14 protein-coding genes and 1 tRNA gene are annotated in these 14,032 nt (G+C 67.0%); 5 read left to right on the top strand and 10 right to left on the bottom strand.

What is annotated here, in order from left to right; genetic code table 11:
- Positions 1 to 2 precede the first annotated feature (2 nt).
- A complete protein-coding gene (locus Sa4125_RS22255; protein WP_224001818.1) occupies positions 3 to 1,508 on the top strand; it encodes a tripartite tricarboxylate transporter permease in 1,506 nt (501 codons plus the stop codon).
- 179 nt (positions 1,509 to 1,687) lie between these two features.
- Here Sa4125_RS22255 and Sa4125_RS22250 read toward each other — a convergent pair whose 3' ends face one another.
- The 5 genes from Sa4125_RS22250 to queG all read right to left on the bottom strand — a co-directional run bounded on the left by Sa4125_RS22250 (position 1,688) and on the right by queG (position 5,341).
- Complete coding sequence (locus tag Sa4125_RS22250) at positions 1,688 to 2,065, bottom strand: hypothetical protein (RefSeq protein WP_224001812.1); 378 nt, start codon at positions 2,063 to 2,065, stop codon at positions 1,688 to 1,690.
- Positions 2,066 to 2,289: 224 nt separating this feature from the next.
- Positions 2,290 to 2,691, bottom strand: coding sequence for a septal ring lytic transglycosylase RlpA family protein (locus Sa4125_RS22245; protein ID WP_224001810.1), 402 nt, complete (start codon positions 2,689 to 2,691; stop codon positions 2,290 to 2,292).
- Positions 2,692 to 2,857: 166 nt separating this feature from the next.
- Positions 2,858 to 3,721, bottom strand: a complete 864-nt coding sequence (locus Sa4125_RS22240) for an SDR family oxidoreductase (protein ID WP_224008142.1) — start codon at positions 3,719 to 3,721, stop codon at positions 2,858 to 2,860.
- Positions 3,722 to 3,723: 2 nt separating this feature from the next.
- Positions 3,724 to 4,203 carry a hypothetical protein gene (locus Sa4125_RS22235; RefSeq protein ID WP_224001808.1) on the bottom strand — a complete coding sequence of 160 codons (480 nt, stop codon included), beginning with the start codon at positions 4,201 to 4,203 and terminating at the stop codon, positions 3,724 to 3,726.
- On the bottom strand, positions 4,196 to 5,341 hold the full coding sequence (gene queG / locus Sa4125_RS22230) for a tRNA epoxyqueuosine(34) reductase QueG (protein ID WP_224001806.1): 1,146 nt from the start codon (positions 5,339 to 5,341) through the stop codon (positions 4,196 to 4,198). Before queG ends, Sa4125_RS22235 begins: the two co-directional genes overlap by 8 nt.
- Positions 5,342 to 5,800: 459 nt before the next feature.
- Here queG and Sa4125_RS22225 point away from each other — a divergent pair, with 459 nt between their 5' ends.
- On the top strand, positions 5,801 to 5,995 hold the full coding sequence (locus tag Sa4125_RS22225) for a hypothetical protein (protein WP_224001796.1): 195 nt from the start codon (positions 5,801 to 5,803) through the stop codon (positions 5,993 to 5,995).
- 124 nt (positions 5,996 to 6,119) lie between these two features.
- A complete protein-coding gene (locus Sa4125_RS22220) occupies positions 6,120 to 6,701 on the top strand; it encodes a DinB family protein (protein WP_224001794.1) in 582 nt (193 codons plus the stop codon).
- Positions 6,702 to 6,766: 65 nt separating this feature from the next.
- Here the strand turns inward: Sa4125_RS22220 and Sa4125_RS22215 are convergent, their stop codons facing one another.
- Positions 6,767 to 7,459, bottom strand: a complete 693-nt coding sequence (locus Sa4125_RS22215) for a glutathione S-transferase family protein (RefSeq protein ID WP_224001792.1) — start codon at positions 7,457 to 7,459, stop codon at positions 6,767 to 6,769.
- A 328-nt stretch (positions 7,460 to 7,787) separates the two neighbouring features.
- Here Sa4125_RS22215 and Sa4125_RS22210 point away from each other — a divergent pair, with 328 nt between their 5' ends.
- Positions 7,788 to 8,594 (top strand): undecaprenyl-diphosphate phosphatase, encoded by an 807-nt coding sequence (locus Sa4125_RS22210; RefSeq protein WP_224001790.1) that lies wholly within the window; start codon positions 7,788 to 7,790, stop codon positions 8,592 to 8,594.
- Between the two features lie 4 nt (positions 8,595 to 8,598).
- Here Sa4125_RS22210 and Sa4125_RS22205 read toward each other — a convergent pair whose 3' ends face one another.
- A complete protein-coding gene (locus Sa4125_RS22205; RefSeq protein ID WP_224001788.1) occupies positions 8,599 to 9,141 on the bottom strand; it encodes a GNAT family protein in 543 nt (180 codons plus the stop codon).
- A gap of 9 nt (positions 9,142 to 9,150) precedes the next feature.
- On the bottom strand, positions 9,151 to 10,152 hold the full coding sequence (locus Sa4125_RS22200; RefSeq protein WP_224001786.1) for a complex I NDUFA9 subunit family protein: 1,002 nt from the start codon (positions 10,150 to 10,152) through the stop codon (positions 9,151 to 9,153).
- 369 nt (positions 10,153 to 10,521) lie between these two features.
- Here Sa4125_RS22200 and Sa4125_RS22195 point away from each other — a divergent pair.
- A tRNA-Leu gene (locus Sa4125_RS22195) sits at positions 10,522 to 10,606 on the top strand.
- 147 nt (positions 10,607 to 10,753) lie between these two features.
- Here Sa4125_RS22195 and Sa4125_RS22190 read toward each other — a convergent pair.
- Together Sa4125_RS22190 and Sa4125_RS22185 are read right to left on the bottom strand one after the other, a co-directional pair.
- Positions 10,754 to 12,652, bottom strand: a complete 1,899-nt coding sequence (locus Sa4125_RS22190) for an EAL domain-containing protein (RefSeq protein ID WP_224001784.1) — start codon at positions 12,650 to 12,652, stop codon at positions 10,754 to 10,756.
- Positions 12,653 to 12,777: 125 nt separating this feature from the next.
- A complete protein-coding gene (locus Sa4125_RS22185; protein ID WP_224001782.1) occupies positions 12,778 to 14,019 on the bottom strand; it encodes a cyclopropane-fatty-acyl-phospholipid synthase family protein in 1,242 nt (413 codons plus the stop codon).
- Positions 14,020 to 14,032 lie beyond the last annotated feature (13 nt).

The raw sequence follows: 14,032 nt of genomic DNA, 5'->3' as shown, positions 1-14,032 counted from the left end.
TCATGGATCTCGTCGCCAATCTCGCCCTCGGCTTTCAGACCGCGCTCGATCCGGTCAACGTCCTCTACTGCTTCGTCGGCGTGCTCCTCGGCACGCTGGTCGGCGTTCTCCCGGGCATCGGGCCGACGGCGACGATCGCCATGCTGCTGCCGATCACCTTCGCCTTCGCGCCGGTCACCGCCCTCATCATGCTGGCCGGCATCTACTACGGCGCGCAGTACGGCGGCTCGACCACGGCGATCCTGATCAACCTGCCGGGCGAATCCTCCTCCGCCGTCACCGCCATCGACGGCTACCAGATGGCCAAACAGGGCCGCGCCGGGCCGGCGCTGGCGACGGCGGCGCTCGGCTCGTTCTTCGCCGGAACGGTCGCGACCTTCATCCTCGTCCTCGCCGCCCCGCCGCTCGCGGCCGTCGCCCTCTCCTTCTCGGCGCCCGAATATTTCTCGCTGATCATCCTCGGCCTTCTCGCCTCGATCGCCCTCGCGCAGGGCTCGGTGCTGAAGGCGCTCGGCATGATCGTCCTCGGCGTTCTCCTCGGCACCGTCGGGCAGGACGGGTTCGACGGCACGCCGCGCTATTCCTTCGGCTTTCCCGAACTCTATGCCGGCATCAGCTTCGTCTCGGTGGCGATCGGCATTTTCGGCGTCGCGGAAATCCTGCGCAATCTGGAGAACGAGACGACGCGCGACGTCATGGTCAAGACGGTCAAGAACCTCTGGCTCACCAAGGACGACTTCAAGGCGATCATCGGCCCGGTGCTGAGGGGAACGGCGCTCGGCTCGATCCTCGGCATCCTGCCGGGCGGCGGCCACGTGCTCGCGTCCTTTGCCTCCTATGCCGTGGAAAAGCGGGTCTCGAAGCATCCGGAAGAGTTCGGCAATGGCGCCATCGCCGGCGTCGCGGGGCCGGAAAGCGCCAACAATGCCGCGGCCCAGACATCCTTCATCCCGCTGCTCACCCTCGGCATTCCCGCCCACCCCGTGATGGCGCTGATGATCGGCGCCTTCATCACGCAAGGGATCACCCCCGGGCCGAACGTCATCACCGACGAGCCGGCGCTGTTCTGGGGCATCATCGTCTCGATGTGGGTCGGCAATCTGATGCTGGTTCTCCTCAACCTGCCCCTGATCGGGCTCTGGGTGAAGCTCCTCACCATTCCCTACAAGGTGCTGTTTCCCGCAATCATCGCCTTTGCCTGCCTCGGCTGCTACTCGATCGACCAGAACGCCTTCGACATCTACGCCATCGTCTTCTTCGGCATCGTCGGCTATGTCCTGATGAAGCTCGGCTGCGAGCCCGCGCCGCTCCTCCTCGGCTTCGTCCTCGGCCCGCTGATGGAGGATCACTTCCGCCGGGCGATGATCCGCCACCGCGGCGACCTCATGGTCTTCATCGAGCGTCCGATCTCGGCGGCGCTGCTGGCGCTGGCTGTCGCCGCCGTCGTCATCGCCGTGCTGCCGCAGGTGCGCCGCAAGCGCCAGGAAGTATTCGTCGAGGACGAGTAGTAGCCCGCCCGGCACGGCCCGCGTCGCGCGGCGGCCGCCGCGGGGACCGGTGCCGTCACCTTGCGGTCAGGGCGCGGCTGCGGAATGCTCCGCGGGGCAGAAGTCGGCAATGGTCGTCGTCGCCCGACCGTTGCCGGGCGATCCCTGGTTTGGGAAGAGAACGACGCGCCTGCTGCGGGTCAGTTCACGAAGACGTTGATGTAATCCTCGTAGACGTCGACGCAGACGTCGGGCGTGCCGTTCAGGATCGCCCGGGCGTCGGCGCGGCTGAGGCTGCCACGCTTCAGCATGGCTTCCAGGCGCGCCCGGTTCGCCTTGGAGCCGAAGGTCGAGTCGTCCTCGTCGCTGGGATCCTGCTTGCCGAAAGCATGGAAATTGGCGCGGTCCTGGCGGATGATCGCGGCGGCATCCTGCAGCCGGTAGCCGTCCGAGGCGAAATGATCCTCCTCGCCCATCGTGGCGCAGTAGCTCTCGATCGGATCCATCGACGTCTGGGCGATAGCACCCGTGCTGCAGGAAAGCGCCGACAGCGTCAGCAGCATGGCAAAGGTCTTCATCGGTTCCCCCCGTTAAACCCCAAGGGCACGGCCGGCTTGCTGCGGCCCGCCCTTCGTGACGCCCCGCCGACTGCGCGGGCCAGCCGCTCAGTGGCGCGTTAACGTCATAGCGTGTCCGGTGAGGGGAACAAACAGGATTTCCGGGCATCGGCCGGGGCCGACTTCCCCTGACGGGGAAAGAAGGCCACCATGCCGAGGAGACAGCATCCCGGGGAGATAGGGGGTCAGGCGCAGTCCTGCGTGACCGAACCGTCGGCGGGCTCGATCTGGACGCGGGTGTGGCCGGCATTGATGAAGCCGAGCTTCTTGGCCGCGCCGCGGGAGAGATCGATCAGCCGGCCCTTGATGAAGGGACCGCGGTCATTGATGCGGACGACGACGGCCTTGCCATTGCGCAGATTGGTGACCTTTACCTTCGAGCCGAGCGGCAGCGTCTTGTGCGCGGCGGTCATGGCGGAGGGGTTCATCATCTCGCCCGATGCGGTGCGCGAGCGCAGGGCGTACCAGGAGGCGCCGCCGCAGGAGAGGCCGAGCTTCGGCTTGGCATCGGCCTGCTGCACCAGGGTGGGGGCGAAAAGTGCGCTGGCGGTCAGCGAGGCGGCAGCCATCATCGTCACAAACTTCAAACGTCCGGTCCTTGTCCCGTTGATTTCTCACGGGTAACCGAGCCTTTGTTCCTCGTGGCCCCCGTGTTTGACGAGGGCCTTGGTGACGACCGGACCCGACCTAAAAAAGGACAGTTCCATCACGAAACATTAAAGTCCGTAATATGAATGGCATTTTTCGTGATGTCTACCGGGCTCGATCGCCTATGATATAGGCAAGTGCCTCGCGATAGGTCGGAAAAGAAAACGTGTACCCCGTGCGCTTCAGCTTGGCGTTCGATACCCTTTTGTTCTCCCCGTAGAAGCTTCGTGCCATCGGCGACAGGGCGGCCGTGTCGAAGTCGATCGCGGGAGGGACCGGAAACCGCGCCAGTTTCGCCGCATATTCGACCACATCCTGCGGCGGTGCCGGTTCGTCGTCGGTGACGTTGAAGATACCGGCGGTGTTGCTGCCGGCCAGGAGGATCAGGGCGCCGGCGATGTCGTCGACATGAATGCGGTTGAAGACCTGCCCGGGCTTGACGAGCCGCCGTGCCTTGCCCTCGCGCAGGTTGACGAGGGCGTTGCGATCCGGACCGTAGATCCCGGAGAGACGCAGGACGGCGAGCGGCACGCTCCGCGCTGCGGCGACTTGCGTCCAGGCCTCCTCTGCCGCCACCCGTTCGACCGAGCGCTGCGAGACCGGGCGGACCGGCGTTTCCTCGTCCACCCAGCCGCCGTCGTGGTCGCCATAGACGCCGACCGTCGAGAGATAGCCGATCCAGGCAAGCTTCGGCATCCGCTTCAGAATGGTCTCCTGGTACTGGCGGAGCGCCGGATCGCCGTCGGCACCGGGCGCGATGGAGACGAGAAGGTGCGTGGTTTCCGCCAGTGCCGTCTCGATCCCGGCCCCGGGCTCGGTTCCGCTGAAGACGAAGGCGGAGAGGCCCCGCGTGGCGAAGGCCGCCGCCTTGCCCGGCGAGCGGGTGGTGACGCCCGCCACCGCGGACGGATCGAGCCTCTCGACGAAGGCGGTCGCCGAATAGCCGCAGCCGAAGACGAAAAGGCGCATGCTCAAAGGTCCTCCTCCCATGTGCCGCGTGCTCGGCGTGCCGCGCTGTCGCGTGGTGCCGCGAACTCGTCCACCTCGAGCCGACCGATGCGCAGCCGGCCGATCTCCGCCGTGCCGATCCGGGCCCGGCCGACCGACAGCCGGCCGATGGCAAACGCGCCAACGGCCACGGCGCCGATGGCCAGCGCACCGATCGCAAGCGCCCCCAGCGCCAGGGCACCGACGGCCTCGGCCCCGACAGCCTCCGCGCCAATGGCCTCGGCACCGATCGCCTCTGCGCCCACGGCCTTTGCACCGACGGCCTCCGCTCCCACCGCGAGGCCGCCGAGGGCGACGCCGTGGCGCGCTTCCCCGCGCCGGAGAGCGCCTCGGTGCCGCTTGCCCCTGGCAAGGGAGGCTTTCGCCCGCTCCAGCGTCAGCAAAGAGGTGTCCCTGCTGTCTTCTGCGCCTGCCGTCTCGGCATCAGCGGCGGAGTCATCCATAGCCCTGCTCCTTCCCGTCCAGCGCATGCCATTCGCTCCTGACGCGTTCGTCTTCCTCGCTATGGAGGGCGGCCTGCCGTCTTGCCAAGGCCTCTTGCGGCTCCAGCCTGTACAGCGCCCAGACCGCCATCGCCCTGACCAGCGGCGCGGGATCGACGAGGCATGTGCGGACGGCGCCGAGGAGGGCGGAACCGCCGGCATTGCCGGCCGCGATCAGGCAGTTCGAGACGAATTTCTCCCGGCCGATCCGTTTCACCGGCGAGCCCGAAAACAGCGTTCGAAACGCCGCATCGTCCAGCGCCAGCAGCTCCTCCAGGCGCGGCGCCTTGAGATCCTCGCGGGCGACGAGCTTGGCCTCGCGCGCACTCTGCGCGAACTTGTTCCAGGGACAGACCGCAAGGCAGTCGTCGCAGCCATAGATGCGGTTGCCGATGGCCACGCGGAACTCTGCCGGCACCGGGTTCTTCGTCTCGATGGTGAGGTAGGAGATGCAGCGGCGGGCGTCGAGCCGGTAGGGCACGGGGAAGGCATCGGTCGGGCAGGCGTCCTGGCAGGCCCGGCAGGAGCCGCAGAGGTCGCCTCCAGGCGCGTCGGGAGCAAGGTCCAGCGTGGTGAAGATCGAGCCGAGAAACAGCCAGGAGCCGAAGTCGCGCGAGACGAGATTGGTGTGCTTGCCCTGCCAGCCGAGCCCCGCCATCTGCCCGAGCGGCTTTTCCATCACCGGCGCGGTGTCGACGAAGACCTTCATCTGGTGGTCGCTGCCGGCCCGGGCGATCAGCCGCGAGCCCAGTTCCTTCAATCGTCCCTTGATGACGTCGTGATAGTCGCGGTGCCTCGCATAGACCGAGATCGCACCGCGCTCCGGCCGGGCAAGGATCGCCAGGGGATCCTCGTCTGGCCCGTAGTTCATGCCGAGGACGATGATCGAGCGCACTTCCGGCCACAGCGCCCGCGCCGAGCGGCGGCGCTCCAGCGTCTCGGGCATCCAGGCCATGGTGCCGTGCCGGCCGTCGGCGACGAAGGCGTCGAGCCCGGCCGCCGACGCGACATCGCCCTCGCCGGGCGCGATGCCGACAGCGTCGAAGCCGAGGCGGCGTGCGTCGGCATGAAGGAATGATTTCAGCCCATCCTGGATCATCGCTGGGATATAGACGATCGGCGGCGGCGACACACGCCTTCGCCCCCGGCACCCCTTTTCTTCCCCATCGTCATCTCTGTCCCTTGGCGGCACAGCGTGGTATACTCGGCCTTTGATGATCGGGCTTCAGCGGGAGCGGGGCATGTCCGAATACCTGGTCAACTGGATGACCATGGCGCTGGTCATCCTTCTGCCGATGGTGCCGGCCTTCTGCCTCTACCGCTTCCTGCCGGCCCAGGGGCAATGCCGGCTACAGGACGGAGAAGCTGACGCTGGCCGGCGCCACTCCCGCCAGCGCCGGAACGCTGAAGTTCCAGCCGGTGGTGCTGCAGAAGAAGCGTCCGACGTCTTCACCCACCGAGGGAGGGTCCGATGTGGTCGTCCTCGACAATCCCAGAACGCGCGCCTCTTCCTGCCGCCGGTGCGGCCAGGCAGCCGCTGGTTCCCTTGCAAAACCAGATGGTCGAGATCTGCTCGCGGGACGGAACGACATGCCAGTCGCAGTTCACCGGCAGCACCGGCTATTTCGAGTTCGACGGTCTTCAGCAGGGAACCTACAAGCTGCAGACCCGCGGCAGCGACGGAGGCCTCCTCGACAGCGAGGTCCAGGTCCTGCCGGGCGAACCCAAGGAACTGTCGGTGATCGCGCGATGAGGGCCGGCATCACAGGACCCGCCGCACTCTCCTGCGATCCCGGCAGGCGATCGACGCGGTCCTCGATCGCGGGCAAAGCGCACCCGGATTCTGGTGGTCGCCGCCCCCGAGGGATCTCGCTGTCGTGAGGCTGTTTCGCGCGCTGGCCGAGAACAATGCCTGGTCCAATCACCGGCTGCTGACAGCGGTCACCCGGCTTGGCGACGGCGAATTCAAGGCGCCGCGGACGGGCTTCTTCCCCTCGCTGCATGCGACGCTGAACCATATCCTCGCCGTCGACCTCTATTATGTCGATGCGCTGACCGGAGGCGGGCTGGGGCCCCGCGCCTTCGACGATTTCATTGCCTCGGACAAGGCGGAGGAACTGCGGCAGCGGCAGCACCAGAGCGACACGCGCCTGATCGCCTTTTGCGACAGCCTCGGCTGCGACAGCCCAGGCTGCGACGGCCCAAACCGCGACGGCCCCGACGCCGGGGCTCTCGCCGCCACGATTGCCACCGATCGCGGCGCGCGCGGCATCTTCGCCGAACGCACGGACGCGCTGCTGCTCCACCTCTTCACGCATCAGACGCACCACCGCGGCCAGGCGCATGCGATGCTGTCGCAGACCTCGGTGCCGCCACCGCAACTCGACGAGTTCTTTCTCGATTTCGACGCACCGCTGCGCCGGGTGGAGATCGAGACCCTCGGCCTCGGCGGGATTTAAGCCGCTTTGGCCGGGCCCGCCGTCGACAGGTCGGCGCCGCCGGACGTTCCGCTGCACTGCCGGCGTTAGAAATCCAGCTCGGCATAGTGCGCGACCGGCGGAATGCCGCGGATGCGCTCGCTGAGAAAGGGTCGGAAAGACGGGCGCGACTTCACGCGCGTGTACCATTCCTTCGCCAGCGGCTCCTTCTCCCAGGAAATCTCGCCGAGATAGTCGAGGATCGAGAAGGCCGCCGCCGCCGCCAGATCGGCATAGGAAAGCTCGGGCCCGGAGAGCCAGTTGCGGCTTTCGGCAAGCCAGCCGACATAGCGCATGTGGTGCTTCAGGTTGGCACGGGCGGCGCGGATGGCCGAGGCATCCGGCGAGCCGCCGCCGTCCTCGGGACGCATCTCCAGCTTGAAGACGCGCTCGCGCACGAGGTAGCGCGTCGCCTCGCCGTCGAGCTTGACGAGAAACCATTCGGTCAGGCGGCGGATCTCGGCGCGTTCGAGGGCCTTTTCGGCCAGCAGGCGCTTCTCCCGCTGGAAGGCACCGCGCGTCTCGTCGAGATATTCGGCGATCACCATGCCGCCGACGATGGCAGGACCCGAATCCTCCGTCAGGATGGGCAAGGTCGCCGCGGGGTTGAGGGCGAGAAATTCCGGGCGGCGCTCCCAGGGGCGCTCTTCGACCAGTTCGGCCCGTTCGCCGTATTCCCCGAGAATCAGCCGGACAAATCGCGACGCCGCGGACATGGGATGATGATGGAGCCTCAGCATGGCGTGTGGCAACGATCTTTCAAAAGGGGAGAGCGGCCGCTGCAACCGCCGCGACACATACCGAAACATCTCAGTTAAACGTCAAGGAAAGGGAAATTTGGTCCCCATCCGGGACAATGACGGGGCCAATAGCAGGACGAAGCGATTGCGCAAGGCCCGGAAAGCGTCTGGTCTGAACGGGCGCGTCGGGCGATCGTTCCGACAGGGCGCAGGCGCAACGTCGCGAGAAATGGTTAATGCCTTGACGCTATGGTGCGCCGCATGAATCTCTCCTGCCCGGGGAAGTCGGCCGATTGGCGGAAGCGGGCCGGGGGTACAAGGAGTAGTCATGGACATCGCTGCCGTCGCCAATGCCACGATCCTCGGCTTTCTGGAGGGTCTGACGGAGTTCATCCCGGTGTCCTCGACCGGGCACATCCTCCTTGCCGGACATTTCCTCGGCTTCCATTCCAAGGCCGGCACCTTCGAGGTGCTCATCCAGCTCGGCGCCGTCCTCGCCGTGCTTTCGGTCTATTTCGCCAAGATCTGGCAGCTTGTCGTCACGCTGCCGTCCAGCCCGCGCTCGCGCCATTTCGTCACAGGCGTCCTCCTCGCCTTCCTGCCGGCGGCAATCGTCGGCGCGTTCGCCCACGACTTCATCAAGACGGTGCTGTTCGAATCACCGACGACGATCTGCGTGGCGCTTCTCGTCGGCGGCATCATCCTGCTCCTCATCGACCGGAGGACGGTCACGCCCATCCATACCGAGATCACCGACTATCCGCTGTCGCTGTGCCTGAAGATCGGGCTCTTCCAGTGCCTGGCGATGATCCCCGGAACCTCTCGCTCGGGCGCCACCATCGCCGGCGCGCTCCTGATGGGGACCGACAAGCGCTCGGCGGCGGAGTTTTCCTTCTTCCTCGCCATGCCGACCATGGCAGGCGCCTTCGCCCTCGACCTGTACAAGAACCGCAACGTGCTCTCGGCCGACGACCTGTCGCTGATCGTCATCGGTTTCGCCGTGTCCTTTGTCGTGGCGCTGTTCGTGGTAAAATATCTCCTCGACTTCGTCTCCCGGCACGGCTTTGCGCCCTTTGCCTGGTGGCGCATCGCCGTCGGAAGCCTCGGCCTCGTGGCGCTCGGCATCTGGGGCTGAGGCTTCAGCCCGCGCCGGGGCGGGTTTCCTCCACGCCCGGCCGCTCGGCTGGCAATAGCGCGTAGTGCGCGACGTCCCACCGATCGCTGCCAACGGCGACCGCCGAGCGGCGCACGCCCTCCTCGGCAAAACCCAGCCGGCGATAGGCCCGGATCGCCGCGGTGTTGAACGTGTAGACGTTGAGCTCGATGCGGAAGAATTCCGGTCGCGCCCATACGCCCAGAATCAGCATGTCCAGAAATGGAACGGCAAGCCCCTCGCCGCGACAGGCGGGATCGACGGCGATCCGTGCCAGGCGCGCGACGCCATGGCGCCAGTCGAGAAACACCTGCCCGTGTGCGGCGACCCGGCCCGCGCGAAGTCCGGTCCAGAGCAGGCGGCGGGGCGGCTCCTCCTCGGCGCCGGCCTGCATGGCGCGCAGCTGCATCTCGTCGAGCGGAAAGCGCATGTCCGGCCCGCCCCACTGGATGAGCGCCGCCTCGTCGCCGAACCAGCCGGCGAGGATCGCGCGGTCCTCGTCCTGAAACGGCCGGAGGGTCAGATCCACGCCGACGCGTTACGCGGTCTCTTCGGGGCGGTTCAGGCCGTTGTCCCGGCTTCCCGGCTGGGTGAACTGTCCCTGCGGCCGGTAGCGGACGAGATAGGTCGGCAGGATCGCCTCCAGGAGCTGCGGCTGGATGCCGAAGGCGGCGAGCGTCCGGCCCTCGGCGATGGCGGCATCCGAGACGACGTTGTCGAGCTTCAGCTGCTGCACCTGGTCCGACGTCAGCGGCGCGCCGGGCAGGAACGACATCATTCCGGCCAGCCGCTCGGCGGCGCGGAAGGAGAGATTGAGGAAGCCGCGCTTGCGCTGGACGACGGCCAGCATCTTTTCCATCATCTGGCGGAAGGTGAGGATCTCCGGGCCGCCGAGCTCGTAGACCGCACCGCCGGGCACGAGGCCGTCGACGCTCATCGCCACGGCCTTGGCGACGTCGTTGACGCAGACGGGCTGGAAGCGCGTCTTGCCGCCGCCGATCAGCGGCAGGACCGGCGCGAAGCGCGACATCTCGGCGAAGCGGTTGAAGAACTGGTCCTCGGCGCCGAAGACGATCGAGGGGCGCAGGATCCGCGCGTCCGGCACGGTCTCCAGCACCGCGCGCTCGCCCTCGCCCTTGGTGCGGGCATAGCCCGAGGCCGAGCTGCCGTCGGCGCCGATCGCCGACATCTGCGTCATGCCGGCCCCGACGCCGCGCGCCGCTTCCGCCACCAGGCGCGCGCCGGAGGACTGCAGCGCGTCGAAGGTCTGGCGGCCGGTCTCGGCGAGGACGCCGACGAGATTGACGACATGGTCGGCGCCCTCGACGGCGCGGTCGATCGACCAGGGATAGCGCAGGTTCGCCTGGATCGGCATGACCTGGCCCATATTGCCGGTGATCTGCAGGTGGTAGGCGAGGTCCGGGCGGCGGCAGGCGACGCGGATGCGGTGGCCGCGCTTGGCGAGCTCCCGCACGACATAGCGCCCGAGAAAGCCCGAGCCGCCGAAGACCGTCACCGTCTTTTCCGTATCGATCGTCATATCCGCTCCTCCGGCCTGATCCTTCGGGCGCCGGGGCGCATCGGGCCAGCCCCCCGTCCACCGAGCGCCGTTCCCTCCGCAGGGCGGCCTCCAGGACCTCAAACAGTGTCAGCCTCATAGCGGCTAAAGCGCCGGCCGTGAAGGCGCAAAGCAGCGCTGCCCGTCACCCCGCCGGGGACACCCGAGCCTTGCCGCCTCGTCGCACCGCCGGCACCGCCACGGCAGCGCCGCGTTCTTCTCGCGGCAGACCGATGCCGACCCCATCGCCCGCGACGACCGGATCCGGCAATCGGCCGACAGGACGATTTCCGCGCGACGTGAAATCCGCGTTGACAGGCTTTTGCCGACCCACTAATGCTCCGCCCCAGTGCCCAGGTGGCGGAATTGGTAGACGCGCACGGTTCAGGTCCGTGTGCCGCAAGGTGTGAAGGTTCGAGTCCTTTCCTGGGCACCATTTCCAAAAAATTGAGACTGGCAAAGTCTTCGGCGACGATGGTCTTCGAGGGCGAGGCTTGATGTAGGCCGGGCGGCGTGGCGCGCCGACGCAGGCAGGCGTCAGTCCAGGGCGATCGAACGTCCGAGCCGATTGCGTGCCGAAGGCCTAACACCAGTCCGGACGAATGGCGGCCGCGGCGTCGCCGATCGCGTGCATGAGGCGCGCCGGACTGCCGCCTGGCCTGGCGGCGCTTCCCGGGGTTCTGGCAAACAGCGACAGCAGCTGCGACGTCGTCTTGGCGTCGGCGGGGCGGGCGAAATGGTAGCCCTGGCCGAGCAGGCAGCCCATCCCGCGCAGGACGTCGGCCTGGGCCGCATCCTCCACGCCTTCGGCTACCGTGTTCATTCCCAGTTTGCGCGCGATATCGATCAGCGCCTCGACGATGGCGCGGCTCGGCCGATCGGTCAGAAGCCTGTCGACGAAACTCTTGTCGATCTTGATGATGTCGACGGGAAAGGTCAGGAGGTGGGTGAGCGAGGCGAAACCCGTGCCGAAATCGTCGAGCGCCACCAGCATGCCCTTGCCGCGCAGCCGCTCGACGGCGCGCGCCACATCGTTGTCGGCCCCGTCCATGAAGACACTTTCGGTGACTTCGAGCACGAGATGCTCGAGGCTGACCGACTGCCGCGCGAAGGCGGCGGTGAGGCGGCGGTCGAGATCGCCGCGCTGGAAATCGGCCATCGCCAGATTGATCGAGACGTGGCGGAAGGGGACGTCATTGTCGAGCCAGGTGCGGATGTCGCGGGCGACCTGGGCCAGCATCACATCGGTCAGGCGCATCGACACGATCGGGTCGGAAAAGGCGGCATGGAAGGCGCCGGCCGTGAGGATGTCGCCGGAGGGCGTGCGCAGCCGCGCCAGTGCCTCGACGCCGACGATCGCCCCGGTATCGAGGCGCACCAGCGGCTGGTAGTAGGTCACGATCCGGTTCTCGGCCAGCGCCCGCTCGACCTGCGCGATCGTCTCGCTGCGCTGGATCCGCGCGGTGCGCATGCTCTGCTCGAAGCAGACATAGCCACCGCGACGCCGCCCCTTGGCATGATAGAGGGCAAAATCGGCATTCTGCCGCAGGGTTTCGAGATCGGTGCCGTCGACGCCGTAGACGACGCCGCCGATCGTGACGGACGGCACCATCTCGCCGCCTTCGCAGGAAAACGGCACCGCCATGCTCTCAATCGCCTTGTTCGCCACGGCCTCGAGCGTGCCCGCATCGCGGCAACCGGGGATCAGGAGGACGAATTCATCGCCGCCGATCCGGTAGGTCGTTCCCCCGGCCTGCTTCAGCCGCTCGGCTACCTCGCAGATCAGCCGGTCGCCGGCACCATGGCCGAGCGTGTCGTTGACGGTCTTCAGGTGATCGATGTCGGCCAGCAGCATGCCGAAGGCTGGCTCGTTCACATCCAAGATCGCGGCGGCGTTCTGGTCGAAGCTGCGGCGATTGCGCAGGTTCGTCAGCTGGTCGTAGTAGGCCAGGCGCCGGTTGTCGCGCTGCATCGTGGCGCTGGCGGCGGCGATCCGGCACAGATGCACGCAGGTCTTGACGATGTGGCGCTCGAGGTCGGTCGGTCCGCGCCGCGTGCGGTAGTAGAAGGCAAAGATCGCCACGACCCGGCCGTCGGGCTCCACGATCGGGCTCGACCAGCAGGCCTTCAGACCGAGCGGCAGAACGTCGTCCCGGTACAGGGTCCAAAGAGGGTCGGTGGCGATGTCGGTGACTTCGACCGGCGTGCCGCGGAAGGCGGCGGTGCCGCAGGACCCCACGCCCTCGCCGATGGCTGTGCCGTTGGCGGAGCGCGCATAGTCCTCCGGCAGGCTCGGCGCCGCCTGCAGGCGCAGAAGCCCGGCCTCGTCGACCGACAGGATCGTGCACACCGCGTCGGGCGCCAGCGCCTCGGCCCGCTGGCACAGAAGGAGGGCGACGTCCTTCAGCTCCATCCCCGTCGCGATCGCTTCGAGAACCTCGCTCTGAAGGTCATACAGGGGAATGTCGGGCGTGAAGGACATCGCTGGCTCGCGGTTGTATTGCAGTCAGACAATCACACGCTCCTTGTAAAGCTATTAAGCAAAGCCACCGTATTTGATGTTCCGGCCCTCCCGACGGCAAGGTTTTTCCGGATCGACGCCGCGCCTCATACTGCCGGCAGCAGTTCGGCCTCGCGCGCGGCGAACAGGCGCTGGGTATCGACGGCATAGTCGCGCACGATCGGCACGGCAGTGCGCTCGCGGCAGAGCTGCATGTGGAAGACCATCTGCGCGCCGGTGCGGAACATGGTCTCGCAGGAAAGGAGATAGAACTCCCACATCCGCGCAAAGCGCTCGCCATACATCTCGACGACCGTCGGCCGGTTGGCCTGGAAGCGGCTTTCCCAGATCGCCAGCGTCTTGGCATAGTGCAGGCGGAGCACCTCGACGTCGGCGACCCAGAGCGAATGGCGCTCGACGACGGAAAACACTTCCGACAGCGAGGGCGAATAGGCGCCGGGAAAGATGTACTTGCGCAGCCAGGACGAGGTGCGCGCCGGCGGACTCATATGGCCGATGGAGTGCAGCAGCGCGATCCCGTCGTCGGGCATCAGTGCGTTGATCTGGCCGAAGAATTCGTCGTAGTGGCTGAGGCCGACATGCTCGAACATGCCGACCGAGACGATGCGGTCGAATGTCCCGGTCACCGTGCGGTAGTCGAGAAGCTCGAAGCGCACGCGGTTCGACAGGCCCGCCGCCGCCGCGCGCTCGGTGGAGAGTTTCTGCTGTTCGGTCGACAAGGTGACGCCCAGCACCTCGACCTCGGCCATCGCGGCGATGTAGAGCGCCAGATCCCCCCAGCCGCTGCCGATGTCGAGCACGCGCTGCCCGGGCTTCAGGTCGAGCTTTGCCGCCAGAAGCCGCAGCTTGTTGCGCTGCGCCTGTTCCAGGCTGTCCGTCTCCTCGCGAAAATAGGCACAGGAGTAGAGCATGTTCTGGTCGAGGAAGAGTTTGTAGAAGTCGTTGCCGAGATCGTAGTGGTGCGCGACGTTCTCCTGCGCCTTGCCGACGACATTGCTGAGCCGCCGCTGGCGCAGCGGGCCGGACAGCTTGCGGACGAACTTCTGCAAGGGATAGCTGCCGAGGCCCCGACGGTTGTCGGAGAAGAGGGCGAGAAAATCGCGCAGGCTCGATCCCTCCTCGAAGGAGAGCGTGCCCTCGGTATAGGCCTCGCCGACGCTCATGTCGGGTGTGAACACGAGCTTGCGGTAGAGCGCCTTGTCGGCAAGGCGCATCACCACCGCTCGGCCCGGCTCGCCGGAAAAGACATGTCGCCGGCCATCGGCATCGATGACGTCGAGCCTGCCCTTCTGGATGAAGCTCTTTAGCATGTGCGACAGCGGAAACATCGGCAGGCCCCCT

The organism is Aureimonas sp. SA4125, from assembly GCF_019973775.1.
Taxonomy (GTDB): domain Bacteria; phylum Pseudomonadota; class Alphaproteobacteria; order Rhizobiales; family Rhizobiaceae; genus Plantimonas.
This window is presented reverse-complemented; position numbering and strand designations above follow the sequence as displayed.

What these genes read in the sequence shown, in the direction of transcription:
- Sa4125_RS22255 (WP_224001818.1), top strand. Translation starts at nt 3, where the DNA reads ATGGATCTCGTCGCCAATCTCGCCCTCGGCTTTCAGACCGCGCTCGAT.
- Sa4125_RS22250 (WP_224001812.1), bottom strand. Translation starts at nt 2,065, where the DNA reads ATGAAGACCTTTGCCATGCTGCTGACGCTGTCGGCGCTTTCCTGCAGC.
- Sa4125_RS22240 (WP_224008142.1), bottom strand. Translation starts at nt 3,721, where the DNA reads ATGCGCCTTTTCGTCTTCGGCTGCGGCTATTCGGCGACCGCCTTCGTC.
- Sa4125_RS22235 (WP_224001808.1), bottom strand. Translation starts at nt 4,203, where the DNA reads ATGGATGACTCCGCCGCTGATGCCGAGACGGCAGGCGCAGAAGACAGC.
- queG (WP_224001806.1), bottom strand. Translation starts at nt 5,341, where the DNA reads ATGATCCAGGATGGGCTGAAATCATTCCTTCATGCCGACGCACGCCGC.
- Sa4125_RS22225 (WP_224001796.1), top strand. Translation starts at nt 5,801, where the DNA reads ATGGTCGAGATCTGCTCGCGGGACGGAACGACATGCCAGTCGCAGTTC.
- Sa4125_RS22215 (WP_224001792.1), bottom strand. Translation starts at nt 7,459, where the DNA reads ATGCTGAGGCTCCATCATCATCCCATGTCCGCGGCGTCGCGATTTGTC.
- Sa4125_RS22210 (WP_224001790.1), top strand. Translation starts at nt 7,788, where the DNA reads ATGGACATCGCTGCCGTCGCCAATGCCACGATCCTCGGCTTTCTGGAG.
- Sa4125_RS22200 (WP_224001786.1), bottom strand. Translation starts at nt 10,152, where the DNA reads ATGACGATCGATACGGAAAAGACGGTGACGGTCTTCGGCGGCTCGGGC.
- Sa4125_RS22190 (WP_224001784.1), bottom strand. Translation starts at nt 12,652, where the DNA reads ATGTCCTTCACGCCCGACATTCCCCTGTATGACCTTCAGAGCGAGGTT.
- Sa4125_RS22185 (WP_224001782.1), bottom strand. Translation starts at nt 14,019, where the DNA reads ATGTTTCCGCTGTCGCACATGCTAAAGAGCTTCATCCAGAAGGGCAGG.